The organism is Paenibacillus sp. V4I3 (genome assembly GCF_030817215.1).
Classification (GTDB): Bacteria; Bacillota; Bacilli; order Paenibacillales; family NBRC-103111; genus Paenibacillus_E.
Genome location: NZ_JAUSZA010000001.1, coordinates 881,668 through 908,435 on the forward strand (window position 1 = coordinate 881,668; position 26,768 = coordinate 908,435).

The following is a 26,768-nucleotide window of genomic DNA, read 5'->3' on the forward strand; positions in this document are numbered from 1 at the left end:
AACCCCTTTACCAAAAATTATAAGTCTTATCCTTTTCACTTATAATAGGCTCTTCTATTTTCCACTTTATGTTGAATGAGGGGTCATTCCAGCGAATACCTCTAGCTGACTCCGAGTGAAAATACTCACCCATCTGATAGAACACCTCTGTATCATCCTCCAGTGTTTGGAACCCATGTGCAAATCCTTCAGGAATATATAGCATGTTGCGCTTCTGGGCTGTCAATTCAACACTAGTCCATTCCAAATAAGTTGGAGAATCTACTCTTAAGTCAATGATAACGTCATAGATTGCTCCATGAATAACTCGTACAAACTTAGCCTCTTCGTATGGGGCAACTTGATAATGCATCCCTCGTAATGTACCTTTCTTTTTGTTATAAGACACATTACATTGTTTTATATCTATATCGATTCCGTATTTTTTAAAATCGGATTTGCACCATGCTCTTGCAAAAAATCCCCTTTCATCCGTAATCGGCTCAAGTTCAATGATGTATGCATCTTTTAAATCTGTCTGCTTAAGAATCATTTAGTGAAGCACCTCAACTTCAGGGATCCAAACGACAAATTGACCTCCCCAATCACGAATAAAAGATATTTGACCAATGATCTCTTCCTTCAGGTTCCATGGCATAATAACGATATAATCAGGTTTCGTTTCATAAATGTGCCCGATATCAAAAACAGGAATATGTGTTCCAGGTAAGTATAAACCTTGTTTTGCTGGATTACGGTCTACAACATAGTCCATCATATCCTTACCTATTCCGCAGTAGTTAAGCAGTGTATTCCCTTTGGCCGGTGCCCCGTATCCAACAATTGATTTACCTTGATTTTTAGCGTCTACAACAAAATGTAAAATGTTCCTTTTAATCTGCTTCACTCTATCTGCAAATGTCGTATAAGTTTGAATACATTGTATTCCTTTTTGAATTTCTATTGATTCAATGCGATTCACATTTTCAGTGATGGACTTTGTATGATCATCTTCATGTTTAGCGTAAATACGAAGTGAGCCTCCATGGGTAGTTAGTTCTTCAACATCAAATAGTGTTAGTCCATATTCAGCAAACATGGATTTGACCGTCAGAAATGACAAATAGGAGAAATGTTCGTGATAAATAGTATCAAATTGATTCTGTTCAATTAACCGAAGAAGATGAGGAAACTCCATAGTTATAACGCCGCGGTCACTGAGTATCTGTTTCATACCTTTAATAAAGTCGTTAATATTGGGTACGTGAGCAAGGACGTTATTGCCAATCAACAAATCAGCTTTCGTACCTTGTTTAACAAGATTTGAAGCTAAGTCAAACCCAAAAAACTCAGTTAGAACTGTTACACCTTTCTTGCGAGCCTCTTCAGCCACATTCCTTGCCGGTTCGATTCCAAGTGAAGGAATCTGCTTCTCAACCATAAACTGCAGTAAATATCCATCGTTACATGCTATTTCAACCACTTGTGAATTACTATCCAAGCCAAACATTTCAACCATTGCCTCTACATAAGTACGTGCATGTTCAACCCAACTCTCTGAATACGAGCTAAAATATACATAGTCAGTGAAAATTTCGTCAGGTGACTCAAACTCTTCAAGTTGAACAAGAAAACAATGCCCACACACATAGGTATGGAGCGGATAAAAATTATTTCTTTTATTAAGATTATTCTCATGGACAAAAGAGTTGGATAAAGGAGACAATCCTAAATCGACAAATGATTCCTTTACAGTCATATTACAAAATCGACATAATCTTTCCATACTTTATCCCTGTTTCCTCTCGTATGCTTCTATCTGCTGCATCGTAAAATCTTTCATAAGCTTTTGTTCTTCCCACTGTTTGTACCAATCAACTGTCCACTTTAAGGTATCATAAACGTTGAGTCTAGGTTTCCAGTTTAATTTGCTCCGAGCTTTGGAACTATCCAACTTCAAGATTTGTGCTTCATGAGGATGCTCTGATTTATCATAATGCCATGGCAGATCAGATCCCCAATGTCTTAACATCATGTCAGCTACTTCCCCGACTGTTAGAATGCTTTCTTCTCCAGGTCCGAAATTCCAGGCAGCCGCATATGAACTGCCTTTGTTATATAATTTTTCACCAAGTATCAAATAACCGTGGAGGGGCTCTAATACATGCTGCCATGGCCTTACTGCATAAGGATTACGAATCATAGGTAATCTTCCCGCTCGAATAGAGTCAATGACATCTGGTATTAGGCGATCTGCAGCCCAATCCCCTCCGCCAATAACATTCCCTGCTCGCACTGATGCAATATGGATATTCTGCTCAGCAAGAAATGATTTACGAAAAGAATCCGTAACCAATTCACTGCACGCTTTACTTGCGCTGTATGGATCATGGCCACCCAATCTATCCGTTTCCCGATAAGACCAATCCCACTCCATATTTTCATAACATTTATCCGTCGTTATATTCACAACGACTTTTACAGTATCTGACAACCTCACAGCATTTAAAATGTTTACCGTTCCCATTACATTTACTGCATAGGTATCTATTGGATCTACGTAGGAAGCCCTTACTAATGGTTGAGCAGCCAAATGGAACACAATTTCAGGCTTATGATCTTTTACTATTTCTACTATAGATCCTACATCTTTGATATCCCCAAAAATAGAAATCATATCTTGAGCTACATAAGCGGCTTCAAACAAATTATTTGAAGAGTCCGGTTTTAATGAATATCCAATAACCTGGGCACCTAGTTTTTGAAGCCAGAGCGAGAGCCACCCTCCCTTAAATCCAGTATGACCTGTTATAAGCACTCGCTTACCCTGCCAAAACGTCATGACTCCCACACTTTCCAAGGAGCTTGATTAGAACTCCATAATTCATCAAGCCGCATTCGATCTCGCAGTGTATCCATAGGTAACCAAAAACCATCATGCCTAAAACCAGCCAGCTCACCTGATGCGGCTAATTGCTCAAGCGGTCCCCGCTCCCAAATTGTCGAATCTCCTTCAATAAGGTCAAAAACTTTCGGACTCAAGACGAAATAGCCTCCGTTAATCCAACTATCTGCTCCTTGAGGTTTCTCACGGAAACGACGTATCGTGTCATCGTTCATTTCAAGAGCACCGTAACGACCAGGAGGATCAACAGCAGTAAGTGTCGCTAGCTTATGTTGTTTGTAGTGAAATTCAATTAGTTCTGCAATATTTACATCGCTTACTCCATCACCATAGGTGAAACAAAAGGGTTCATTGCCCACATACTTCTGAACTCTCTTTAAACGACCGCCTGTTTGAGTGTCAATGCCTGTGTCAACGAGGGTAACCTTCCATGGTTCACTATAATTATCGTGAATTTCTAGACTATTTTCTCTCAAATCAAAGGTTACATTAGATTGATGCAAATAATAATTGGCAAAATACTCTTTAATAACATAACCCTTATAGCCCAGGCAAATAATAAAATCATTAATTCCATAATGTGAGTAAGACTTCATTATGTGCCATAAGATCGGATTTCCTCCAACTTCAACCATAGGCTTTGGCCTCGTGCTTGTCTCTTCGCTTAACCTAGTTCCCAAACCGCCCGCAAGTATTACCGCTTTCATGTGAACTCCCCTTTTATGACAATGTCGCAGTAATAATATAATCCAACGTCGATAGCAAACTTTCGGTAGCCTCTTTTTGATTTGCCGCGACTCCAGCTAAATATTTGATAATTTCTTTGTCACCACTAGGCACTTCCTGTGTAACTGCAGTCACACTTTTAATGACCAGCCCTTGCTTAACTAGCATAGAAAGGAATTTTTCTTTGTTCAAGTAAGTGACTTGCGGCTCATTTTCGTTGGACAAAACATTTCCAAGGATTAAGTTTGCAACATTTACATAATTAGATCCATTCCTAATTTTAAAAACTAGCTGACCGTGCTTTTTCATCATTGTTACTAGATCTGCAACAGTCTGTTCAATACTGTTACACCGTTCAATACCTTCACCATAAATAATATAATCGTATTTTCCGTCCGCAAATAGATGCTTTATATCAGTAACCTTTCCGCAAGCAATGCGTTCAGAAACAGTCCTTAGATCAAGTAAATACTTATTATTATCTGTAAAATTATCAATATTTACATTACGTACGCCATACTCATTTAGCTTATTTTTCAATTGTAACGGTGTCCCACCGCATCTTGAATTAATTCCAAGTATATTTGCACTTTCTTGTTTATTGGTGATGTCCACAACTGAGATAAGGTTTAAATCAAAACTCGCATCATCCCATGCATCAATCCCATACTTCTCAAAAAAGATCTTTCTACTAACTCCAAGTGAATTATTCTTTCTATGATCTACTTCCGTCGTTATTGAGCCAAAATGATAAGTGAATGTATCCTTTGCAAAAATTAACTTATAACCTGCTCTTCGTATTCTAAAACTCAAATCATCATCCGCAAATTCTCCAAAGTAAAACTCTGGATCAAAATAGCCAATTTCCTTAAGAAGTTTTGTTCGAACCATTAGCACACAGGGAAGCAGTCTTACTCGCTCTTCCCATTTGCTTGGGTCCGAATGATTATATTGTTCAGCGAACTGCTGCATTTCTTCCAAATTGCTATAATTCCCTTGTATCATCTGATGGTTGCTTATGTTGCTTCCTCCAGGAGACACAAAACCAATTTTGTCGTCAGACTCTATACAAGTTAATAAGTTATCCATCCAACGTGTTGTAAAAATGAAATCGTTACATACACTTGCCGTATACTTACCTTCAGCTGCTTTCATGCCTATATTGAAGCCATTAACTGGCCCTACATTCTCGTCCAAGTGAATTTTCTTCTTGTTTGGCAGGCTATCAAAATATTCTCTTGTTCCATCGGAAGATCCATTATTCACTGTAATTAATTCAAAATTGATATGCGAAGTATATTTATAGATGCTTTCGACTGCTAACTTCGTGTAGTCCAAATGATTATAAGCAAGTAATACAATACTTACGAGTGGTCTACTGTTTTCAGATAAATGCACAGGTGCAGCGGAGGTTGCATCCTCTTTTAATAATGCAATTGTTTCTTCGATATGGCCTCTTAGAGATTCTTCATTTAATACGCCTAATGCTTTAGAATAGTAACCTAATGCTAGATGCCGAAAATCTTGAATTTGGTATAAGTACGCTAAATTGTAAAGTAAATCGAAATGATAGGAATTAATCTGGAGACCACTTAAAAGAATATGCTCAGCATCCTCTAAACAATTTTCAGTTATGGCAATAACTGATTTCATAGATATCAGCTCAACGTCATGCTTTTCTGAACGTTCCAACTCTTGAATTAACTGCTTAGCATCATTCATATTTCCGGATTCAATATAATGTTTGATTACTTCCTTTGTATGCACCGGGGATTCTCCGTTTCTCAAAAAAATTTGAACGACATATATGAAAATTACAACTATACTATTAAGTTACCATTTATATCGACATTTTTCGATAAATCATAAAGCTTATTTACCTAAATAAAAACTGGTAAATTGAAAAGAAGCAAAGCCATCGTCAATTTTCAAACTCCCTTCCATCTACCATTACCAAAGAGGAATTTCTTTTTGTTTGTTTTAAATAAAAGGGACTGGTCCTAAGGTCTATTTCTAGACCTTTTTGGACAGCCCCTTTTCTATTTCTTTTATTTATACTCGTATTGAACTACAGAACTTTGTTGGCCATCTGGATTTACTATCTTTACTGCTACAAAACCTAGGGTTCCCGCTGGAACTCTTATTTTAAGTCTTAGGTCGGAGTAGTAAGTCAATAATGGAACTTCCGTAGATCCAAAATATAGTTTTAGATTTGGTGAAAATCCGGTTCCATCAATGTATAAAATTTCTCCGCCTGCTACAGTTCCGCTAGTTGCACTCAACTTGGTAATTACTGGGGCAGGAGTTGGGGGCGGTGCATCATACGTAAATGCAGAAGTCGCGGTTGCTCCTCCTGGGTTTGTGAATACAAGTGGTAATGATCCAGATACAGTACTGCTAGGCGTAATAATTTTGATTCTAGTGGTTCCATAATAGGAAGAGATAGGCACGGATTGGCCATTTAGTTTAACAGTCATATTGGGATCAAAGTTAGTTCCATCTATATAAACTATAGTTCCTCCCGCTAATGGTCCATGATTTGGCGTCAAGTTAGTTATAGTAGGAACAGGTAGTTCATAAGTGTAGCCTTGTACAAAAGTAAAGCTTTGTCCATCTGGATTGGTAATTTTGACATCCACAGTCCCTAAATTAGCAGATGATGGTGCAGTCACGCTCACTTTTGTTGCACTTGTAAAAGTTATTAGGTTTACAGTCGTATTTCCAAATGTTACTGTGGCACCCTGCTGAAAACCTGTTCCATTAATAACAATGAGCTCTCCACCAGGCATAAGCCCTTTATTGGGAGTCAAAGTATTAATCTGCGGAGCCGGCAATGGAGCAGGCGCAAGATATGTGTAGCCTTTTGCTAATGTTCCCTCTTGACTATCCGGATTCACCGCTTTTACATCTACTTGTCCAGCAATTGTGGATGAAGGAGCAGACACTTTCAACCGTGACGCAGAATAATAGGTAAGTACGTTGGCCTGATTACTTCCAAAATAAATCTTCACTCCATTTACGAAGTTTTGTCCGTCAATATAGATAATCTCTCCTCCAATTTTTTCACCGCTATTCGGAGTTAGCGTTGTAACAACCGGAGCAGCTGGCGGAGGTGGTGCAATAAACGTATATCCTGAAGCCAATGTGGTTTCTTGTCCGTCTGGATTCACCACTTTTACATCTACAGGTCCAGCTAATGTCGATGCAGGCGACACGACTTTAATTCTTGAACTTGAATAAAACGTACTAACAGGAACTTGTGTTGATCCGAAGAACAAATTCATCCCTTGAACAAAGTTTGCGCCATTAATATATAGGATATCTCCTCCGGCTATAGGACCAGAATTAGGAGAAATATCTGTAATACTCGGTGCTTGTTGAACAGGCAATGGATTGTAAGTAAATCCACCTGCCAATGTTGCAGATGTATTATCAGGATTAACTACTTTTACATCAACAGTTCCTGCATTTGCTACTTTGGGTGAAGTTACTTTTATTTTCTGACCAGAATAATAAGTAGCGACAGGTGCCTCATCGTTACCGAAGTAAACTTTCAGGCCGCTTTCGAATTTAGTTCCGACAATATAAACAATGTCTCCGCCGCTTACTAAACCAGCATTTGGAGTAACTGATTGTATTTCTAATTTTTCTACCGGAGGTGCAATAAATGTATATCCTCCGGTCAATGTAACTTGTTGTCCATCTGGGTTCACTACTCTTACATCTACAGTTCCAGCTGGTGCTGAAGGAGTAGTTAATGTAATTTTTGTTGATTGAACTGTATCTACAGTTACTACATTTGAACCGAAGTATACTTTTACTCCGTCTACAAAATCACTTCCGTTGATAGTTACCGCTTCTCCTCCTAGAGTTGAGCCGCTATTAGGCGTTATTTGGCTAACAGCCGGCGTTGCTGGAGGTGCAATAAATGTATATCCTCCGGTCAATGTAGCTTGTTGTCCATCCGGGTTCACTACTCTTACATCTACTGCTCCAGCTGGTGCTGAAGGCGTTTTTAATGTAATTTGTGTGGATGAAACTGTACCTACAGGTACTACATTTGAACCGAAGTATACTTTTACTCCGGCTACAAAATCACTTCCGTTGATTGTTACCGCTTCTCCTCCTAGAGTTGAGCCGCTATTTGGCGTTATTTGGCTAAAAGCCGGCGCCGCTGGAGGTGCAATGAATGTATATCCTCCGGTCAATGTAACTTGTTGACCATCTGGGTTCACTACTCTTACATCCACAGCTCCAGCTGGTGCTGAAGGAGTAGTTAATGAAATTTTTGTTGATTGAACTGTATCTACAGTTACTACATTTGAACCGAAGTATACTTTTACTCCGTCTACAAAATCACTTCCGTTGATTGTTACCGCTTCTCCTCCTAGAGTTGAGCCGCTATTTGGCGTTATTTGGCTAAAAGCCGGCGCCGCTGGAGGTGCAATGAATGTATATCCTCCGGTCAATGTAACTTGTTGACCATCTGGGTTCACTACTCTTACATCCACAGCTCCAGCTGGTGCTGAAGGAGTAGTTAATGAAATTTTTGTTGATTGAACTGTATCTACAGTTACTACATTTGAACCGAAGTATACTTTTACTCCGTCTACAAAATCACTTCCGTTGATAGTTACCGCTTCTCCTCCTAGAGTTGAGCCGCTATTAGGCGTTATTTGGCTAACAGCCGGCGCTGCTGGAGGTGCAATAAATGTATATCCTCCGGTCAATGTAGCTTGTTGTCCATCCGGGTTCACTACTCTTACATCTACAGCTCCAGCTGGTGCTGAAGGCGTTTTTAATGTAATTTGTGTGGATGAAACTGTATCTACAGGTACTACATTTGAACCGAAGTATACTTTTACTCCGTCCACAAAATTACTTCCGTTGATAGTTACCGCTTCTCCTCCTAGAGTTGAGCCGCTATTAGGCGTTATTTGGCTAACAGCCGGCGCTGCTGGAGGTGCAATAAATGTATATCCTCCGGTCAATGTAGCTTGTTGTCCATCCGGGTTCACTACTCTTACATCTACAGCTCCAGCTGGTGCTGAAGGCGTTTTTAATGTAATTTGTGTGGATGAAACTGTATCTACAGGTACTACATTTGAACCGAAGTATACTTTTACTCCGTCCACAAAATTACTTCCGCTGATTGTTACCGCTTCTCCTCCTAGAGTTGAGCCGCTATTTGGCGTTATTTGGCTAAAAGCCGGCGCCGCTGGAGGTGCAATGAATGTATATCCTCCGGTCAATGTAACTTGTTGACCATCTGGGTTCACTACTCTTACATCCACAGCTCCAGCTGGTGCTGAAGGAGTAGTTAATGAAATTTTTGTTGATTGAACTGTATCTACAGTTACTACATTTGAACCGAAGTATACTTTTACTCCGTCTACAAAATCACTTCCGTTGATTGTTACCGCTTCTCCTCCTAGAGTTGAGCCGCTATTTGGCGTTATTTGGCTAATAGCCGGCGCCGCTGGAGGTGCAATGAATGTATATCCTCCGGTCAATGTAACTTGTTGACCATCTGGGTTCACTACTCTTACATCCACAGCTCCAGCTGGTGCTGAAGGAGTAGTTAATGAAATTTTTGTTGATTGAACTGTATCTACAGTTACTACATTTGAACCGAAGTATACTTTTACTCCGTCTACAAAATCACTTCCGTTGATTGTTACCGCTTCTCCTCCTAGAGTTGAGCCGCTATTTGGCGTTATTTGGCTAACAGCCGGCGCCGCTGGAGGTGCAATGAATGTATATCCTCCGGTCAATGTAACTTGTTGACCATCTGGGTTCACTACTCTTACATCCACAGCTCCAGCTGGTGCTGAAGGAGTAGTTAATGAAATTTTTGTTGATTGAACTGTATCTACAGTTACTACATTTGAACCGAAGTATACTTTTACTCCGTCTACAAAATCACTTCCGTTGATTGTTACCGCTTCTCCTCCTAGAGTTGAGCCGCTATTTGGCGTTATTTGGCTAACAGCCGGCGCCGCTGGTGGAGCTGGAGGTGCAATAAATGTATATCCTCCGGTCAATGTAACTTGTTGACCATCTGAATTCACTACTTTTACATCAACAGCTCCAGCTGGCGCCGAAGGAGTTGTTAATGTAATTTGTGTGGATGAAACTGTACCTACAGGTACTAAGTTTGAACCGAAGTATACTTTTACTCCGTCTACAAAATTACTTCCGCTGATAGTTACCGCTTCTCCTCCTTTTATCGATCCGGAATTAGGAGTTATAGCAGTAATCTGAGGTGCAGATAAAATATAGCTGTAATTCGTTGTTGCCTTCTGGTTATCTGGATTTGTAACTGTAACAGTGACTGAGCCTGGGTTCCCTGAAGGTACCGTCGCCGTAATTCTTGTACTGCTTATAACCTGAACATTGGTCGCGCTAACAGCACCGAATGAAACTGTGGCTCCTGTTCTAAACTTACTTCCGTTGATTGTGACTGTTTCCCCTCCAATAGGACTTCCACTATTATTAACTATAGATGTTATTACTGGAGCTGAGAATATCACATTCAGATTAGCATTTGGTATTAATTTTAAACGGGAAGCACCTGCATAATCTAAGTAAGATATATTCGAAGTTGCAGTTGCTACTGGCAAACTTCCTGTTTTATTAGGATCTCTTGGTTTAATTCTGTATTTAAACACAAGATCATTATTATTTAATTCTTGGATTTTCCATGTAAGTGTGTTTCCTGAAACGGTTGGTTTCAAACTATTATTATCATAGGATCCCGATACGATGTCGAAATCCGGCGATACGGTATCCGTGACAACAACATTAAAAGCGCTTTCTATGCCGGTTTCTTTAACTATATTGGCATAAATCTCCGGCAGCCCTGAAGTTCCAAGGACGAAATGGTGAAACTGTGGCGTTGAGGCCAATTCTTCTAATCGAATATTAGGTTTACTAGTTTCTGGGTTATCGTTGGGCGATAACAAGGCAATTGTATAGAAAACTATACCTGCATTCTTGGCTGCTTGAGCCTTCTGTAATGCGTTATCATAAGGATTTTGAGTAGCATCTGTCATAATAATAATAACAGGTTGCGCTTCAGGGCGATGGTTAGCTAAAGCAATAGTTGCCAGATCAATAGCATTTCCAGTATCGCTCGCACCGTTAGCAGTTAATCGGTCTATGTAATTTTTTGTAGCTGTCTTATCAGTAGATAAAGGGAGTGTATTTGTCTTTTGTTTATTACTGAAATCTACGATTCCAATCCGATCCTTACTAAAATCAATCAGATCAATAAAACCTTTTGCTGAACTTTTAGCTGCTGTAATTTTAGTGACACCACTACCATAGCCTGAATTCATGCTTCCTGATTTATCTATAACTAAAATAATGTCTTTTGGTCTATTACCTAGGGGTACACCTTTTAGATTTATATTTACTTCCGCATCTTGCTCTGTAGTTATCGTAGTTGGGTTCACAGTTTTTGAAACAGAAACATAATCATTCACTGCTGCGTTCGCTTGAGTTGCAAATGAAGTAGGGATTCCATTAACAGCTAATAAAAAAGCTAACGCGAGAAAAACAATCTTATGAATTCTTCTCATTATTCTTCCTCCTTTTTATATTTAAAAAAAATAAAAACAATAGCAGATTGCTATTGTTTAAAAAAACTTAAACTCTGCAACCTGGCGATCTTAATAGTTTCTTAGTCCTATTGAAGACCCATGGCTTTGCGTCCCTATATTTCTATAGGTTTGCCAAATATTTTATTGTAATAGTTCTAACGTACTATGAACTTAATTATATGTCGAATTTCTATTATTTTCAATTAATTTCTTATATTTCCCCTAATATTTTCATATATTATTACTTATGATTGTTTATAAAATATCCCGTATGTTGGAATCAAGTCACTTTTTGAAATATTTGCATTAACACATTATTCTCCATATCATATATCCCCAAATTTTCTAAGAGGAATTTCTTTGATTTGTTTTTAAATAAAAGGGACTGATCCTAAGGTCAATTTCAGACCTTTTTGGACAGCCCCTTTTTTATTTCTTTTATTTATACTGGTATTGAACTACAGAACTTTGTTGGCCATCTGGATTTACTATCTTTACTGCTACAAAACCTAGGGTTCCCGCTGGAACTCTTATTTTAAGTCTAAGGTCGGAGTAGTAAGTCAATAATGGAACTTCCGTAGATCCAAAATATAGTTTTAGATTTGGTGAAAATCCTGTTCCATCAATGTATAAAATTTCTCCGCCTGCTACAGTTCCGCTAGTTGCACTCAGCTTGGTAATGACTGGGGCAGGAGTTGGGGGCGGTGCATCATACGTAAATGCTGAAGTCGCGGTTGTTCCTGTTGGATTTGTGAACACAAGTGGTAATGATCCAGAAACAGCACTGCTAGGTGTAATAATTTTAATTCTAGTGCTTCCATAATAGGAAGAGATAGGGACGGATTGGCCATTTAGTTTAACAGTCATATTGGGATCAAAGTTAGTTCCATCTATATAAACTACAGTTCCTCCCGCTAATGGCCCATGATTTGGCGTCAAGTTAGTTATAGTAGGAACAGGTAGTTCATAAGTGTAGCCTTGTACAAAAGTAAAGCTTTGTCCATCTGGATTGGTAATTTTGACATCCACAGTCCCTACACTAGCAGATGATGGTGCAGTCACACTCACTTTTATTGCACTTGTAAAAGTTGTTAAGTTTACAGTCTTACTTCCAAATGTTACTGTGGCACCCTGCTGAAAACCTGTTCCATTAATAACAATGAGCTCTCCACCAGGCAAAAGTCCTTTATTGGGAGTCAAAGAATTGATCAGCGGAGCCGGCAATGGAGGAGGTGTAAGATATGTGTAGCCTTTTGCTAGTGTTCCCTCTTGACTATCCGGATTCACCGCTTTTACATCTACTTGTCCAGCAAGTGTGGATGAAGGAGCAGACACTTTCAACCGTGACGCAGAATAATAGGTAAGTACGTTTGCCTGATTGCTTCCAAAATAAATCTTCACTCCATTTACGAAGTTTTGTCCGTCAATATAGATAATCTCTCCTCCAATTTTTTCACCGCTATTCGGCGTTAGCGTTGTAACAACCGGAGCAGCTGGCGGAGGCGGTGCAATAAACGTATATCCTGAAGCCAATATGTTTTCTTGTCCGTCTGGATTCACCACTTTTACGTCTACAGGTCCAGCTAATGTCGACGCAGGTGACACAACTTTAATTCTAGAACTTGAATAAAACGTACTAACAGGAACCTGTGTTGATCCGAAGAACAAATTCATCCCTTGAACAAAGTTTGCGCCATTGATATATAGGATATCTCCTCCGGCTATAGGCCCAGAATTAGGAGTGATATCTGTAATACTCGGTGCTTGTTGAATAGGCAATTGATTGTAAGTAAATCCACCTGCCATTGTTGCAGATGTATTATCAGGATTAACTACTTTTACATCAACAGTTCCTGCATTTGCTACTACAGGTGATGTTACTTTTATTTTCTGACCAGAATAATAAGTAATAATAGGCGCCTCATCATTACCGAAGTAAACTTTTAAGCCACTTTCAAATTTATTTCCGACAATATACACAATGTCTTTACCGGTTACTAAACCTGTATTTGGAGTAACTGATTGTATTTCTAATTTTTCTACCGGAGGTGCAATATATGTATATCCACCAGGTATGGTTAAACTTGATCCATCTGGATTTTGAAAAGAAATATCAACAACTCCTTCTTTTACACCAGCTGGAGCTGTCACCTTTAAGTAAGTTGCGTTAGTATTCATATAAATTGGTGCTATTATATCACCGAATTTCACTTGTATACCGCTCATAAAGTAATTACCTGTAAATGTTACAATATTCCCGCCAGCTAATGGACCGTTATTGGGATTAATTAAGGACACAGTTGGGTTAGCCATATATTGATAGTTAGTGGTGGCCTTCTGCTTATCTGGATTGGATACCGTTACAGTCACTACTCCTTGAGCTCCTGCAGGAACTGTTGCAGTAATCTGCTCTCCGCTTACGACCTGAACATTCGTTGCAGGAAATGAGCCAAAAGTAACAATAGCTCCGGGTCTAAACTTGCTTCCGTTAATAGTAACTGTTTCTCCTCCATTTGGACTTCCATTATCATTTACAATTGAAGTTACAATTGGAGCTGGGAAAGTTACATTTACATATGCGTCAGGTATCAACCTAGAACGAACTGCACCTGCATAATCTTTGTAAGATATATTTGAGGTGGAGGCGGAGACTGCAAGATTTCCAGTCTTATTAGAATCTTTAGGTTTAATCTTATATTTGAATACAAGATTATTATTCTTTAGCTCTTGAAAATTCCAAGTTAATGTATTTCCTGATACTGTTGGTTTTGGGATATTGTTATCGTAGGAGCCTGGTACAATATCAAAATCAGAAGAAACAGTATCTGTAACAACAACATTATACGCACTTGCTACACCAATCTCTTTTACGATATTGGAATAAATCTCGGATAATCCTGTTGTTCCAAGAACAAAGTGATGATGCTGCTCTGTTGTCGACATTTGTTTTAATAAAATATTAGGACCACTGGTATCTGGATTATCAGTAGGCGATAGCAAAGCAATTGTGTAAAAAACAATACCTGCGTCTTTTGCAAGCTGTGCTTTCTGTAATGCATACTCATATGGATTTTGAGTAGGCAGAGTAGCCTCGCCATCAGTCATGATAACAATGACTGGTTGCGCATCAGGACGATGATTGGAAAGCAAAGCTATAGCTTGATCTATAGAATATCCAGTTGCTGTAGCTCCATTGGCAGATAAGGTGTTAATGTAGCTTTTTGCAGCAGTTGCATCAGTTGTTAGAGGAAACGTGCCTGTTACACCTTCCGAACTAAAATCCACAATGCCAACCTCATGCTTTGTTAGATCCATAAGATCAATAAAGCCTTTTGCTGCATCTTTAGCAGCACTCATTTTTGTAACTCCGTTACCATAACTAGTACCCATACTTCCCGATTTATCAATAATCAGAATGACATCATTGGGCATAATTATGTTAGCTGGCGGTGTCCCCTTAATATCTAATGTAACTTCGGCTTCTTGCTCGGTAGTAATGGTAGACGGGTTGACACTTTTTGTAACTGATACATAATCATTTACTGCAGCATTGGATTTTGATGTGAACGGAACAGAAAATCCACTAAAAGCCAAAATTAAGACCAATGCAAGCAAAACATTCTTGCGAAATCTTTTCATTGTTCTTCCTCCCTTTTATAATAAAAAATAAAAAAGCAATAGCAGATTGCTATTGCTTGAATAAACATTCAAACTATTTGCAACCTGGCGATCATGAGTAGTCTATTATGACTATCCAAGACCCATAGCTTTGCGTCCCTACATTTCTATAGGTTTGCCGAATATGCAGTTATTTTGTAGAAATCGAGCATATTATAAGTAAATTTTACCATAAATGATGCATTAAAAGAACACTTATTTTATTAAGTTGTGATAAAGATTTGAGTAATTTTACCTATCACCATTCCATTCCTGGATTTACAAGATTGACAAAAGTTTTATTGAAATGAGATGATGAATCCAACCATTCAAATACATTACATAGGAGAAATGATGAATAACCTATTATCCCTTTGCATGATAGTCAAAAATGAAGAAAACGTTTTACGAAGATGTCTAGAAAGCGTTAAAAACCTTGTAGATGAAATAATAATTGTCGATACAGGGTCTACGGACAATACAAAGCAAATTGCCTCCGAATTCACAAATAACATATACGATTTCCAATGGATTAATGATTTTTCTGCTGCGCGCAATGAATCGCTTCGCAAAGCATCTGGACAATGGATTCTAGTCCTTGATGCCGATGAATATGTTCAGCAGGGAAACATACATGAATTCAAGAACTTTCTAAGTAACTTAAATAGTACAGAACCAACAGGACTACTACTTCCCATTTTGAATGTAATGGGTCACTCTGCAAATAATAGTAGGATTGTTGAATCATCAGGTGCTAGAGTATTTCCTAACCTTCTTGATATTTACTATACAAGACCTATTCATGAACAACTTACTCACAAGCGTGGAAACATTAATTTCATTAAATATCCTTTCTTTATTAATCATACGGGTTATACAGATGAGATTGTTCGACAAAAGGACAAATCTAATCGCAATTTACAGATCTTCGAAAGTTTCCAAAACAGCGGCTCCCAATTAGATCCGTATTATTGCTTTACTATAGCCAACGAATATCAGAGTATTGGTGATCATAAAAAAGCTCTTTATTATTATCAACGGGCATATAAACGCGCCAAATCGAATGATAGTTGGCTACCTCATTGCTTAGACAGTATGATAAACACTCTATTTATTCTAGACCGTCTTGCCGATGCCTTAGAATTGATACAAAAGTATCAAAAACAATGGAAACAATACACTGATTATTACTGCTTAGAGGGTATAATTTACGACCATTTAGGTCTATACGATCTTGCATCCCAAAAATTTAAAGAATGTATTAGAATCGCAGAAGAATTTGATAAGAAAAACTCACCCTTTTCTTTAGTTAGCCCTGATTATGGATACTTAATCCCGTATCAAAAGCTTTCCGAGATTTATTATAGGCAAAATAATATACCTCAGACTGTATTCTACTTAAGTAAATTACTTAATTTGAATCCAAATAATTTACCTGTTTTATATAAGTTAGTAAACTTATTTTGTCACAATGAACAGCCATCTTCGATAATAACATTCCTGGAACAATTTTATTCGATCGAAGTTTCTAATAATGCTATGCTTTTGTTCCACACTACCTTACTAATAGGTCATGAGGAGTTAGCTAAACACTACTATCAAAGATCACTTGACTTGAATATAGAGCTTATTCCATTAGATTTACTTCGTTTCGCATTATTATTTAAAGATAAAGCTTTATTTGATCAGTATTTAAAATCAGTACATCCCACACTCACTTACAATCAAGCTAGTGTTCATCTTCTCTATTTGGCCTCATTAATCTGGCATGAACAAAAGTATTTGGAAATGATTCCGATTCAGTCACACTTAACAATACATTCAAATATAAAAGCTATAATTAATCAAGATGACACTTCCCCAAATTCTGATATTACGGAAGAATTATTCTCTATAATCATAGATCTTTATAAATTAAAACACTATGAGACTTTCGATCTTATTATGAACCACTTATCAAATCCCGTACTTATTAATCTTATTGCAGATTTCTTTTACACTAATAACCAGTTTGATCTAGCGTTAGATTTTTACTCGAATTTGCTAAACAACTCTCAACTTCATGCATCAGGTTATGAGAATTTAGCTTTTCTTTATCTCAACCAGGGAATAGTAGACGAAGGATTGGAGTTTTTAGAAAGGGCGATCCACTTGCTTCCTACAAAAGCTTCTCTATATCTCTTGTTTTGCAACTACTGCACAGATGCTAGAAGGCAACTAGTTAAGAATAAATTTATCGATTTATTTCCTCATTATAAGCGCCTTCTTATACTAATTAAATAAAAGATCAGGTGTATACACCTGATCTTTTATTTAATTATGCTTATCAATGAAATAACCATCTATCTGTGTAGGTAAAATCCGATAGCCATCCCGCGCTTTATGACCATTCTCAATCTGTCTAATATTTCGAATTAGCTTCAATTTATAACTATTCATCTTCTCATTTGCTCGGACTTGTAGATCCATGCATTCTTGAACAATCGCAATTAATTCATGTGGATAATCATTGTCGTTTAAACGAAAATCGATTTGTTCAATTTTCTCTCGAAGCTCGCTTTGCTCTGTTTGTAATTTGGTTAGCTGCTCTATTGAGTCGTCATTTTCGAAATCCAGTTCCAGGATTTTCTCTATAGATAGCCTCAGTTTAATAAATTGGGAATTAAGCGAATTTTGAATGTGTATCATATCGATACCTTATTATTTGACTTTACTACCTTTAACGCTTCCGACCAAGTATCCCTCAACTCTCTAATAAAGTCTATACACATCTGCAGACTTGCGATATCCAATTCGATATTAGCATAAAATAATCTATCTCTAATAAAGTTGTATAAAGCAAACAATTGATTCGAAATCTCATATTTCATATCAAGAGTAATGATAAGCTCATTAATAATATCTTGTGCTTTCTTAAGGTTGATATTTTTTGCCTCATAATCCTTTTTATTCAATCCCTCAAGAGCTTGCTTCATAAATTTCAGACATCCATTATAGAGCATTAAAGTTAGTTCTCCAGGCTGAGCCGTGTTGACCTGAGTGTTGATGTAAAGATTCTGTGCCTTATTCAATGTTTTATCTCCTTTCGTCAAAAATAGTACCACTAATCTCCTGTAATTTATCTATTAAATCTAGAAATTTCTCCGGAGGTACTTCTCTAATAACTTCATTCGTCTCCGCATTAATTACCTTTACTACTATATCTCCTGATTTTTTATGAACGCTGTACTCAAATTTCTTTTGTACCCCATTTATTGATTTATTAGCTTTATCAATAGCTTTTACTATTGCCTCGTCAGAGATGGACAATTCATATCTTTCTTTATGCCTCAACTCAACGTAGGAGGAAATGTCTCCTATACTTGAATGATTACTCTCTTCGTTAGTTTTCGTCTTATATGCCGTTGTAACCATATCAGTTTTTGTTTGAGTAACACTCCCTTTAGAAGAAGTAGAATTTAAGTTCATTTTTGGTCCCCCTTATTATTTGAACTGTTGTGAGAGCCATGACATTTGCGCATTACCATTACCAATTGCAGAATCCATCTTACTGAACATTTGAAAGTAATAATTTTCTTTACTTGCAAGTTTAGTATCCCATGCAGAAACCTTTCCTTCCAAGATTCCAACTTGGGCTCCTAAATTTGTTGTAATGTTATTATACATACCACCAGACTTTCCTGCTCTAGTATTTAGTGTAGACACAAGATCAGTCATTATATCCGATACTTTCTGAGCTATTCCTCTATCAGTTGAGCCAGGAGCTCCAACTTTCGAGAATACTTCGATAACTCCTTTTTGATCGGAAGCTAGAGCGGCATCCAACTTGGACTGATCAATAATTAATTTACCTGCAGAGGATTGATCACTAGAGTTATAAGTACCTGTACTGATACCTATATTTGCTAAAAAACTAATGGACCCAGTAACATTTGTTACTTTACTAGATACAGCCGTTCTAAGATCAGAATAAGCTTTCTGTAAAGCATCATCACGTTGAAGTGCGCCACTTTGAGCTTTCTGATTCCAGAGAGTGATCTCGCTATCTTTCATAGCTGTTTTCTGCTCGTCAGTCAATGGAGAAAATCCTTTGAATTTCGTCTCGTTCAGTTTTGTTGATAATGTGGAAATCATTGTGTTATACTTGTCAACAAAATCCGTAATCGATTTCTTAATGCTCGCAATATCTGTACCTACATTCACTGATACGGTTTGACCTACGGCAGTCGTGCCTAGTAAATTATAAGTAACGCCATTCAAATTGAAACTATTGGTTGGACGCGTTGTATTTAACCCGTCTATAGTGATGCTAGCATCACTACCTGTCTTTGTTGCTGATGACAATCCTACCATCCCTAAAACAGTATTGTTAAAACTCGAGGTTCCAGTAAAATCTATCTTAGCTTGAGCGCCAGTTGAATTAGTCGCAACTACTACTTTGTCTGAGAATGAATCGTAAGTCATGGTCACGCCCGCACCAGAAGTATTTACCTGCGATATAAAATCATTTAGTGATTTCGCAGGGTCAACTGTTATTGATTTTCCATTAATAACAACACTATTGCTACTCAAAGTAAATCCTAAAGCGGTCGCTTGACTTTGCAAGTCTGCATTAGGGTCTAAGGTCCCCGTTTTACCTGCCGCAGAGTAAATTCCAGATGGGCTTGCATTACTTGCTACTGATGCTAATTGAGAGATGGAAATCTGATGTGATGCTACCTGTGCAGTCGCATCTGAAGCTACTGTTAATTTAGTAGAATCAGAGGTAGTTGAAGTTGTTTTCTGCCAGTTAGAGGAAAATCTCAAGTTAAAAGACATATCCTTCAAAGAAGCTGCCATAGTGTTTATGGCACGGTAGGCATCCTGCTTCCAATCCAAAGTTTGAACCTTCTGCTTGAGTTTGGTTTGCTGCGCTCTTTCGGCAGTCATCAACTTAGTAACCAAACCGTCTATATCCATACCTGAGTTTACTCCTGATACCCTAGTTACCATTGTAATCACCATCCTATGTTTCTATAAGGTTATAAATCTAACTATTGAATCTATATACTATATATATCGAAATTTGATCTCTCAAATTATAGAGATATTTTATATTTTTAATAATCTTTCTTTAGCCTGTTTATATTGGTACTTTGCAGAAATCTCATAGAACCTCTTAGCTTCATTTATGTTACCTGTCAGTTCGTAAAAAATCCCCAGATTGTAGGCTGCTTTATAAGATCCTACGCCATCTACTGATGTATATTTTTCTGTCTCTCCAATTTCTAGCGCTTTCAAAAAACTGGTTTCAATATTCTGTATTTTACCGGTATCCATTGCCAATAATCCAATCAGAAAAGGTAAGTCAGGGAAATTTGGGTACACGCTTAAGTAAGAATCTAGTAATTCTTCTGCTTCAACGCTCTGGCCTAAGTTCTTGAGCGCATAGCCTAAGGAAACAAGCATAACAGGGAAGTAATATTTCGATTCCTCAACCTGCTCCAAAGCTTTAAAAAAAGTATCACGCGCTTGTGGATATTGTTGATGGGAGAAGTACAACTTTCCCAATTGATATAGCATATATCCATCGTTAGGAAATTGTTCTAAGTGTCTGCTGTATATCTCTAAATACTTTTGATATTTATCTTTGTCATCATACTGATCTGAGCGATACCCAGTATGTATTATTTTCACGTTCAAAGCCATGAATTCGGCTATTATATCATTATCATATAATTGTTCATGTACTCTACCTTTGAAATAATATCTTTTATTGTTAGGAAAAAATCTTACCATTCTATGTTTTGTAACTTCATTATCTTGCATATTAAAGATGATTACCGTACCAGCTTGTTTTGGATGGAGTGATATAAATTCATTAATTTGATCTTTCGTCTCTTCTGTAAGCCTCTCATCAGCATCTAGTATGAGAATATAGTCCCCTGTTGCTTGGGCTATCGATGCATTCCTTGCTTCTGAAAAATCATGATTCCAAGTAAATCGGCTCACTTTTGCCCCTAATTTCATTGCGATTTCCATTGTTCGATCTTCAGACCCGGTATCCATTACTATTTTCTCGTAAGACTCAGGAATGCTATTTAAAGCATCACTAATGTTTGCTTCTTCATTTCGAACGATCATACAAACACTTACCTTCATAGTTCCCCCTATATAACGAAAAAAGCCCAAATACTTGGGCTTTTTTTCTAGTTTGAAAATTAACGAAGTAATTGAAGAACGCCTTGAGGAGCTTGGTTTGCTTGAGCCAACATAGCTGTAGAAGCTTGTTGAAGAATGTTGAATTTCGTGTAGCTCATCATTTCTTTAGCCATGTCAGTATCACGGATACGTGATTCTGCACCTTGCAAGTTTTCAGCTGTAGCACCTAAGTTGTTAAATGTATGCTCTAATTGATTTTGAAAAGCACCCAGATCGGAACGAGCTGCGTTTACCAGACCGATAGCTGTATCAACTTTAGCCAATTCAGCAGCAGCATTAGCTACAGTCGAGAGATCACCCACACCTAGTGTACCAGTTGTAACATCAGCGGATGTTAAGTCAACTGCAGCTATAGTACTCGTGGAATCACCAATTTGAATAGTAACAGGTGCTGCAGCACTACCATCTAACAATGTAATTCCGTTAAATTTGGTTGTGGTTGCAATATTATCAATTGCTGATTTCAATGCTGTATACTCTTTGTCCATCGCAGCAAGGTCAGAAGCATTGTAAGTACCGTTATTTGCTTGTACCGCCAATTCTTTCATGCGTCCAAGCATGTCGGATACTTCACTCATTGCACCCTCAGCTGTTTGTACAAGGGATACTCCGTCTTGAGCATTGCGTTGTGCTTGATCTAAAGATTTGATTTGTGCACGCATTTTTTCAGAGATCGAAAGACCTGCTGCATCGTCAGCTGCACGGTTGATACGGAAGCCGGAAGACAATTTCTCACTGGATTTACCTTGTTGGATGTTGTTAGCTACCAGGTTACGATGAGAGTTCATTGCGTTCATGTTGTGATTGATAATCATTTGTTATTCCTCCTTGAATTTGTATTCCACATCCATGTGGATTATATAGGTCTTTGACCTTACTATTTTAATATCGGCTGAACTCTGGAAAAAGTTTATAGCTATTTAGTTCTTTTTCACTATTTTTTTAATTTTTTTATCATTTTAATATAGGCAATAGGTTTATCTACCCTAAATCTCTTCTAAATTCATCATTTTTCTCATGTTTTCGATATTCGGAAGCTTTGTAATCGCTTGTTTATTGCTCTGCTGAATAGCCTCAAACACCTCCTTACGAAATATCCTTGTCTCGTTAGGTGCTTTTATGCCTATTTTCACTTGATCTCCCTCTATAGATGTGATGAAGACTTCAACATTCTCACCTATGAGAATAGACTGGCCAATTTTTCTTGTAAGAATTAACATGATTCACCTTCAATTCCTTTCTCGTTTAATTTTGGAAATAAAGGCGTTTGGGTACTATATCCTTTAGAAGGTGCATGCACAATTTGACTGCCTGCAAGATGATTAATATTAATAACAAGCGGCGCTACCAAATTCATTGTTGAATTTTCAAAAGGATCCTTTAAGGTAATAATCCCTAACACAAGAACTTCCTCATGATTATTTATTTGCAACCACGTCTTATCTTTTTCATCCAATTCAAAACTATATTCTTTGAAAAAAGTAAATGGATTGGCTACAACAAAACCAATACTCTCTTCTTCTATACTCTTTAAATATGCAAAAGGTCCATTTGCATCAATTATCTCCAATTCAAAAATATCTAATTCCTTAAACCCAAGTATTGTTCCATTAAAGCTAATTGTTTTCCCATTTAAATAATTAAACATTCTTTTATCCTCCTCTTCAATAATTTAAGGCAATAGCATTAGCTATTGCCTTAAATTATTGATTAATTACTACTTATACCAATCATACGAACTTACGTTAATTTCAATTGAGTTTTTGTGCTTTACATAAATATCTATATTTCCAGGAGTATAATTGATCTGAGGCTTCTGAGGTGTATATTGTATATCAGCTTGATGGGGTGTTATGTTTATTTCTGGCTTTCTCATTTCATAATTCAGCTTTACATTAAGATTGGAAGCCTCACCTACATATTGTACAGGGTTTTGTTCATTCATTTGGTTTGCGGCAATCTCGGAAAATGGATTACTGGTATTTGTGATCATGGCCATTCGGTTGCCATCTTCAACAATCTTACCGATTGCTTGCAACGCAACTGATTGTAGCTGGCTGTAAATTTGATTCATCCACTCCAAGTGGTTTCCCTTACCTAAGGCACTCCAAGCTGCAGAAGAATCAACGCTTAATTCTCCCATGGGACTGGTAATATCAATTGTTGCAGCTTGCTGCTTGATAACCAATTGGCCGGGCGGGGATTCTATAGAAAGCTGCGCTTTCTGCGTATCAATGCCAATCTCTGCGTACGTTTGGTGGATAGATAATCTAGGTATGTTCAAAACGAACCTCCTTATTATCTTAAGAAATCAATTAAGCTGGGTTGGATAATTTTTGCCCCTGTTGATAGAGAGGCTTGGTACACATTTTCATCTGTTTTTAATTTTGTAATGGTTTCAGCCATATCTGCATCTTCAGTTTTGCTGCTAAGATCGGTAAGGTTTACGTCTAAATCTTTGAGTCTGTTATCCATGAGATCTATACGGTTAGATCGCGCACCTACTTCGGATCTAACCTGCAAAAATTTGTCAAATCTTTTTGATAGATCGGTCATCAACTGTCTTGCGGCAGCCATATTTGCTGTGGCTGGAGGAGTTGGGGAAAAAGCATTTTGCAGACCCTTCAATATTTTAAAGAGGTTATCATTATTTGGGCTAGTAGCTGTATCGGCTGCCCCAAAGACATCAGTTCCTGTTTGATTCACAGATATGGTAATGCCGGCTGAAATCTGATAATTTATTTTTTGATCATCAGTTTGATCTGATGAAGCTGTCGCAGTGGAATAAGGCTGTTTATCTGTGAATTGTCCATTAAATGTATATTTTCCATTTAATTGATCGTTTCCAAGACCTACTGCAGTTTCATATAATTGTCCCATTTCGATACCAATCGCATCAAGCGCAGTTTGTGGATTAGTTCCATTTAAACCTTGAACCGTTAACTCTTGAGCCCTTTGAATGACGTCATTTATTTGGGATAGGACGGTATCTGTATGGTCAACAGCAGATTTAGCGGCATCGATGTTTCTTTGATACTGCTCATTGATGGAAATTTCACTGCGATACCGAAGCGCATAGGAAATCCCTACAGGATCATCGGAAGGCTTATTAAGCTTTTTACCTGTAGAAAGTTGATTCTGACTCTCACTCATTCGCTTCACATTATTGCTTATGTTCGAAAGAAGCTGTGATTGTATCATTCCTTGCGTTACTCTTAAAACCAACTGAACAACCTCCTAGTCAAACCTGATTATCTACCTACTACGCCCATGCCATTAATAACCTTATCCAACATTTCATCAAATGTGGTCATAACACGAGCCGCAGCCGAATAAGCATGCTGAAACTTAATCATATCTGACATTTCTTCATCCAATGAAACTCCGCTTACAGATTGTCTACGACTCTCTACTTGATCTACTAGCGTTTTTTGGTTGCTCTGCTGCCGAGAAGCCTCTTGAGCTTGTACACCGAGTTGACTGACTATGGATCTAAAGAAATCATCGAGTGTTCCCGAACCCAAAATGGCTCCGGCATTGGCCGAATTAAAGTCAAAATTAGTATCCTTCAACTGACCCATCAATAGAGCCATTGTATTATTTCCCTTTACGACTGCTTCCGTCGCGCCAGCACCACTGGTTCTCATAGAACTGGCTATTTTAGAAGTGTCTCCATCAATAATAGGATTAAATTGTATGCTGTCCGCTGTTATTTGGGTCGAACCTGCTTTGGCTGTAAAGAAATCAAGACCCGTTTTAGCTGGGTTCTCAAGTGTGTATCCAAGATGATGCAGGCCATTTAACCCCTTAATTGTAACCGTTATATCGCTAGCAAGCGTTCTAGAAGCTCCTGTATATGTTATACCATTAAATATGGTATTATCAGGCAAGACTGTACCTTTGGGGATTGTAACCGTAATATCGCCATTAGCAATCGTATCCGCCAGTGTATCCAGTTGATTTTGATAATCCGTTACAAATTTATCTCTAGAGACAATCATACCATGTACTTCACCGCTATTCAGATCCCCTGAAGAATAAGCGGACATTAGAGAAGCGGAAGTAGTTGGAACGGTAACATCACCAGTAACTAAATTCGTACTCCCCATATTAACGGTATACCCATCCGGTGTTTCAACTACCTGGACGTTCACTATTTTCGACAAGTTATCCGTTATTAAATCCCTCTGATCTCTTAGATCATTAGCATCATCACCCAAGCTTTCGATCTTTTTAATTTCGAGATTTAAATTTGCAATCGAAGAGGAAAGTGAGTTGATTTCATTTGATTTTAAATTAATATTATTGGTCAAATCCCCTTGTAAATCTTTCAGTTTGCTACTTGTAAAATTGAATGTATCTGCCAGGGCTACAGCTGTCTCTTTAACCACCTTACGTCCAGATACGCTTTCAGGATCTTTACTTAAGTCAGACCACGCTTTCCAAAAATTATCCAGAACAGTTCGAAGACCTGAGTCGGTAGGTTCATTCATAATCTTTTCTAGTTTTTCAAGTGTATCAGACTGGATATTCCAGCTGCCAGCTGCCTTATTCTCATTCCGATATTGATCATCCAGAAATTTTTCGCGAATTCTAGTTATTGAGGTTACCTCAACCCCTGTTCCAAGTTGACCAGGTGCATTAGAGCGGTTTATGCCAAAGGCTTCAATTGGGATACTTTCGGTCATATTGGTAACTTGCCTAGAGAAGCCCGGCGTATTGGCGTTAGCTATGTTATGTCCTGTCGTGCTAAGAGCTGCCTGTTGTGTAAATAAGCTGCGTTTAGCCGTTTCCAGCAAATGAAATGTTGATCTCATAATTGTACTCCTTTACGCTTTCGTATCGAACCAACCGCTTCTTGCTGACGCATAATACTGTTGATGAGGATTACTGTATACGGCATCTTGTTCAGGTGTATTCATCAACAAATTTATAGAATAATCAACAAATGATAACGAATGCTCAATTAGATTCTGATTTAACTCATTGACCTGTTTTAATTCCTTAATCTTATTAGATAATCTCACATGTATATCTGTAAGGCTCTTCTTCTCTTCAGCTTTAAAAATTACTTTGATTAAATCACTGACTTTAACTCGTGGGTCAGGCCTATACCCTCTCGATAACAAATATTCGCCAATCAATTGAATTCGAAGTTGATTGATTTCCTCTATCCGCTTAATCAATTTGCTCTCTTTAAGGACAATTTGGTTTAATCGATCTACCCGATTGTCCACGAGAACCGGTGTTTTTTCCTTGGAAGTCTCCAATAGGGCATCATGAAGGGAAATTAGCTCCTCCATCGTTTCCACAATGGCTGAAATAGACACTCGAAATCACCCATTCTCTGCAAGATATACTACTTGTTACTACGTAAATAAGGGTACAATTTATCTGCGATCTTGTGGGCGTCAACTCGATACGTTCCTGCGTCAACGGACCGCTTTAGCTCTTCAATATGTTTTCTATGTTCACTTCTTTCAAGTCCGTATGTGTTTTCCAGTAATTCTTTGGCTTCCGCAGAGATTTGCACTTCATCTTTTCTTTTTTTCTTTTCCGTTCCGTTTACAGATCTACTTTCATTGTTTTGTATATATTTGTTAATATTACCAATTCGTTGATTTTCATTGATTTTCATAGGTTACACCTCATTATCTCTTTAATGAACAAAAACCGATAATCGTTATTACTATTAT

General features: G+C 37.8%; 21 protein-coding genes and 2 riboswitches. Of the genes, 1 reads left to right on the forward strand and 20 read right to left on the reverse strand.

Annotated features, from left to right (window positions below):
• Positions 1 to 7: 7 nt before the first annotated feature.
• The 7 genes from rfbC to QFZ77_RS04245 all read right to left on the reverse strand — a co-directional run bounded on the left by rfbC (position 8) and on the right by QFZ77_RS04245 (position 14,853).
• Entirely contained in the window at positions 8 to 532 is a 525-nt protein-coding gene (rfbC, locus tag QFZ77_RS04215) for a dTDP-4-dehydrorhamnose 3,5-epimerase (RefSeq protein ID WP_307436530.1), read from the reverse strand.
• Positions 533 to 1,765 carry a class I SAM-dependent methyltransferase gene (locus QFZ77_RS04220; protein ID WP_307436533.1) on the reverse strand — a complete coding sequence of 411 codons (1,233 nt, stop codon included), beginning with the start codon at positions 1,763 to 1,765 and terminating at the stop codon, positions 533 to 535.
• A 3-nt stretch (positions 1,766 to 1,768) separates the two neighbouring features.
• Positions 1,769 to 2,821, reverse strand: a complete 1,053-nt coding sequence (rfbG, locus tag QFZ77_RS04225) for a CDP-glucose 4,6-dehydratase (RefSeq protein ID WP_373462561.1) — start codon at positions 2,819 to 2,821, stop codon at positions 1,769 to 1,771.
• Positions 2,818 to 3,591, reverse strand: coding sequence for a glucose-1-phosphate cytidylyltransferase (gene rfbF / locus QFZ77_RS04230; protein ID WP_307436537.1), 774 nt, complete (start codon positions 3,589 to 3,591; stop codon positions 2,818 to 2,820). The genes rfbG and rfbF overlap by 4 nt, the downstream gene beginning before the upstream one ends.
• 13 nt (positions 3,592 to 3,604) lie before the next feature.
• On the reverse strand, positions 3,605 to 5,377 hold the full coding sequence (locus QFZ77_RS04235; protein WP_307436540.1) for a glycosyltransferase: 1,773 nt from the start codon (positions 5,375 to 5,377) through the stop codon (positions 3,605 to 3,607).
• 281 nt (positions 5,378 to 5,658) lie between these two features.
• Positions 5,659 to 11,193, reverse strand: coding sequence for an IPT/TIG domain-containing protein (locus QFZ77_RS04240; RefSeq protein ID WP_307436542.1), 5,535 nt, complete (start codon positions 11,191 to 11,193; stop codon positions 5,659 to 5,661).
• A gap of 72 nt (positions 11,194 to 11,265) precedes the next feature.
• A riboswitch (cyclic di-GMP riboswitch) is annotated at positions 11,266 to 11,358 on the reverse strand.
• Positions 11,359 to 11,652: 294 nt separating this feature from the next.
• On the reverse strand, positions 11,653 to 14,853 hold the full coding sequence (locus QFZ77_RS04245) for an IPT/TIG domain-containing protein (RefSeq protein WP_307436545.1): 3,201 nt from the start codon (positions 14,851 to 14,853) through the stop codon (positions 11,653 to 11,655).
• A 75-nt stretch (positions 14,854 to 14,928) separates the two neighbouring features.
• Positions 14,929 to 15,022: riboswitch (cyclic di-GMP riboswitch) on the reverse strand.
• A 200-nt stretch (positions 15,023 to 15,222) separates the two neighbouring features.
• Between QFZ77_RS04245 and QFZ77_RS04250 the strand changes: the two genes are divergently transcribed.
• Positions 15,223 to 17,154 (forward strand): glycosyltransferase family 2 protein, encoded by a 1,932-nt coding sequence (locus QFZ77_RS04250; protein WP_307436548.1) that lies wholly within the window; start codon positions 15,223 to 15,225, stop codon positions 17,152 to 17,154.
• Between the two features lie 30 nt (positions 17,155 to 17,184).
• Here QFZ77_RS04250 and QFZ77_RS04255 read toward each other — a convergent pair whose 3' ends face one another.
• From QFZ77_RS04255 to flgM, 13 genes are all read right to left on the reverse strand, one after another.
• On the reverse strand, positions 17,185 to 17,559 hold the full coding sequence (locus QFZ77_RS04255; RefSeq protein WP_307436551.1) for a hypothetical protein: 375 nt from the start codon (positions 17,557 to 17,559) through the stop codon (positions 17,185 to 17,187).
• Positions 17,556 to 17,942 carry a flagellar export chaperone FliS gene (gene fliS / locus QFZ77_RS04260; RefSeq protein WP_307436553.1) on the reverse strand — a complete coding sequence of 129 codons (387 nt, stop codon included), beginning with the start codon at positions 17,940 to 17,942 and terminating at the stop codon, positions 17,556 to 17,558. The genes QFZ77_RS04255 and fliS overlap by 4 nt, the downstream gene beginning before the upstream one ends.
• A 4-nt stretch (positions 17,943 to 17,946) precedes the next feature.
• The gene (locus QFZ77_RS04265; RefSeq protein ID WP_307436556.1) at positions 17,947 to 18,339 is read right to left on the reverse strand and encodes a flagellar protein FlaG; all 393 of its coding nucleotides are present in this window, start codon (positions 18,337 to 18,339) and stop codon (positions 17,947 to 17,949) included.
• Between the two features lie 15 nt (positions 18,340 to 18,354).
• Positions 18,355 to 19,830, reverse strand: a complete 1,476-nt coding sequence (fliD, locus tag QFZ77_RS04270; protein WP_307436559.1) for a flagellar filament capping protein FliD — start codon at positions 19,828 to 19,830, stop codon at positions 18,355 to 18,357.
• A gap of 132 nt (positions 19,831 to 19,962) precedes the next feature.
• Complete coding sequence (locus QFZ77_RS04275; RefSeq protein WP_307436562.1) at positions 19,963 to 21,012, reverse strand: glycosyltransferase; 1,050 nt, start codon at positions 21,010 to 21,012, stop codon at positions 19,963 to 19,965.
• A 59-nt stretch (positions 21,013 to 21,071) separates the two neighbouring features.
• Positions 21,072 to 21,887 carry a flagellin N-terminal helical domain-containing protein gene (locus tag QFZ77_RS04280; protein WP_307436565.1) on the reverse strand — a complete coding sequence of 272 codons (816 nt, stop codon included), beginning with the start codon at positions 21,885 to 21,887 and terminating at the stop codon, positions 21,072 to 21,074.
• Positions 21,888 to 22,058: 171 nt separating this feature from the next.
• On the reverse strand, positions 22,059 to 22,292 hold the full coding sequence (gene csrA, locus QFZ77_RS04285; RefSeq protein ID WP_307436568.1) for a carbon storage regulator CsrA: 234 nt from the start codon (positions 22,290 to 22,292) through the stop codon (positions 22,059 to 22,061).
• A complete protein-coding gene (fliW, locus tag QFZ77_RS04290) occupies positions 22,286 to 22,720 on the reverse strand; it encodes a flagellar assembly protein FliW (RefSeq protein WP_307436571.1) in 435 nt (144 codons plus the stop codon). Before fliW ends, csrA begins: the two co-directional genes overlap by 7 nt.
• 69 nt (positions 22,721 to 22,789) lie before the next feature.
• Entirely contained in the window at positions 22,790 to 23,356 is a 567-nt protein-coding gene (locus QFZ77_RS04295) for a DUF6470 family protein (RefSeq protein ID WP_307436575.1), read from the reverse strand.
• Positions 23,357 to 23,370: 14 nt separating this feature from the next.
• Positions 23,371 to 24,297: a flagellar hook-associated protein FlgL gene (gene flgL, locus QFZ77_RS04300; protein ID WP_307436578.1), complete on the reverse strand. Its 927-nt coding sequence runs from the start codon at positions 24,295 to 24,297 to the stop codon at positions 23,371 to 23,373.
• A gap of 26 nt (positions 24,298 to 24,323) precedes the next feature.
• Complete coding sequence (gene flgK / locus QFZ77_RS04305; RefSeq protein WP_307436581.1) at positions 24,324 to 25,889, reverse strand: flagellar hook-associated protein FlgK; 1,566 nt, start codon at positions 25,887 to 25,889, stop codon at positions 24,324 to 24,326.
• A gap of 12 nt (positions 25,890 to 25,901) precedes the next feature.
• A complete protein-coding gene (locus tag QFZ77_RS04310) occupies positions 25,902 to 26,402 on the reverse strand; it encodes a flagellar protein FlgN (protein ID WP_307436584.1) in 501 nt (166 codons plus the stop codon).
• Between the two features lie 29 nt (positions 26,403 to 26,431).
• A complete protein-coding gene (gene flgM, locus QFZ77_RS04315) occupies positions 26,432 to 26,710 on the reverse strand; it encodes a flagellar biosynthesis anti-sigma factor FlgM (RefSeq protein ID WP_307436586.1) in 279 nt (92 codons plus the stop codon).
• Between the last annotated feature and the right edge of the window lie 58 nt (positions 26,711 to 26,768).

Coding starts and splice junctions, on each gene's coding strand:
- rfbC (WP_307436530.1), bottom strand. CDS start 532: ATGATTCTTAAGCAGACAGATTTAAAAGATGCATACATCATTGAACTT.
- QFZ77_RS04220 (WP_307436533.1), bottom strand. CDS start 1,765: ATGGAAAGATTATGTCGATTTTGTAATATGACTGTAAAGGAATCATTT.
- rfbG (WP_373462561.1), bottom strand. CDS start 2,821: ATGACGTTTTGGCAGGGTAAGCGAGTGCTTATAACAGGTCATACTGGA.
- rfbF (WP_307436537.1), bottom strand. CDS start 3,591: ATGAAAGCGGTAATACTTGCGGGCGGTTTGGGAACTAGGTTAAGCGAA.
- QFZ77_RS04240 (WP_307436542.1), bottom strand. CDS start 11,193: ATGAGAAGAATTCATAAGATTGTTTTTCTCGCGTTAGCTTTTTTATTA.
- QFZ77_RS04245 (WP_307436545.1), bottom strand. CDS start 14,853: ATGAAAAGATTTCGCAAGAATGTTTTGCTTGCATTGGTCTTAATTTTG.
- QFZ77_RS04250 (WP_307436548.1), top strand. CDS start 15,223: ATGATGAATAACCTATTATCCCTTTGCATGATAGTCAAAAATGAAGAA.
- QFZ77_RS04255 (WP_307436551.1), bottom strand. CDS start 17,559: ATGATACACATTCAAAATTCGCTTAATTCCCAATTTATTAAACTGAGG.
- QFZ77_RS04265 (WP_307436556.1), bottom strand. CDS start 18,339: ATGAACTTAAATTCTACTTCTTCTAAAGGGAGTGTTACTCAAACAAAA.
- fliD (WP_307436559.1), bottom strand. CDS start 19,830: ATGGATATAGACGGTTTGGTTACTAAGTTGATGACTGCCGAAAGAGCG.
- QFZ77_RS04275 (WP_307436562.1), bottom strand. CDS start 21,012: ATGAAGGTAAGTGTTTGTATGATCGTTCGAAATGAAGAAGCAAACATT.
- QFZ77_RS04280 (WP_307436565.1), bottom strand. CDS start 21,887: ATGATTATCAATCACAACATGAACGCAATGAACTCTCATCGTAACCTG.
- csrA (WP_307436568.1), bottom strand. CDS start 22,292: ATGTTAATTCTTACAAGAAAAATTGGCCAGTCTATTCTCATAGGTGAG.
- fliW (WP_307436571.1), bottom strand. CDS start 22,720: ATGTTTAATTATTTAAATGGGAAAACAATTAGCTTTAATGGAACAATA.
- flgK (WP_307436581.1), bottom strand. CDS start 25,889: ATGAGATCAACATTTCATTTGCTGGAAACGGCTAAACGCAGCTTATTT.
- flgM (WP_307436586.1), bottom strand. CDS start 26,710: ATGAAAATCAATGAAAATCAACGAATTGGTAATATTAACAAATATATA.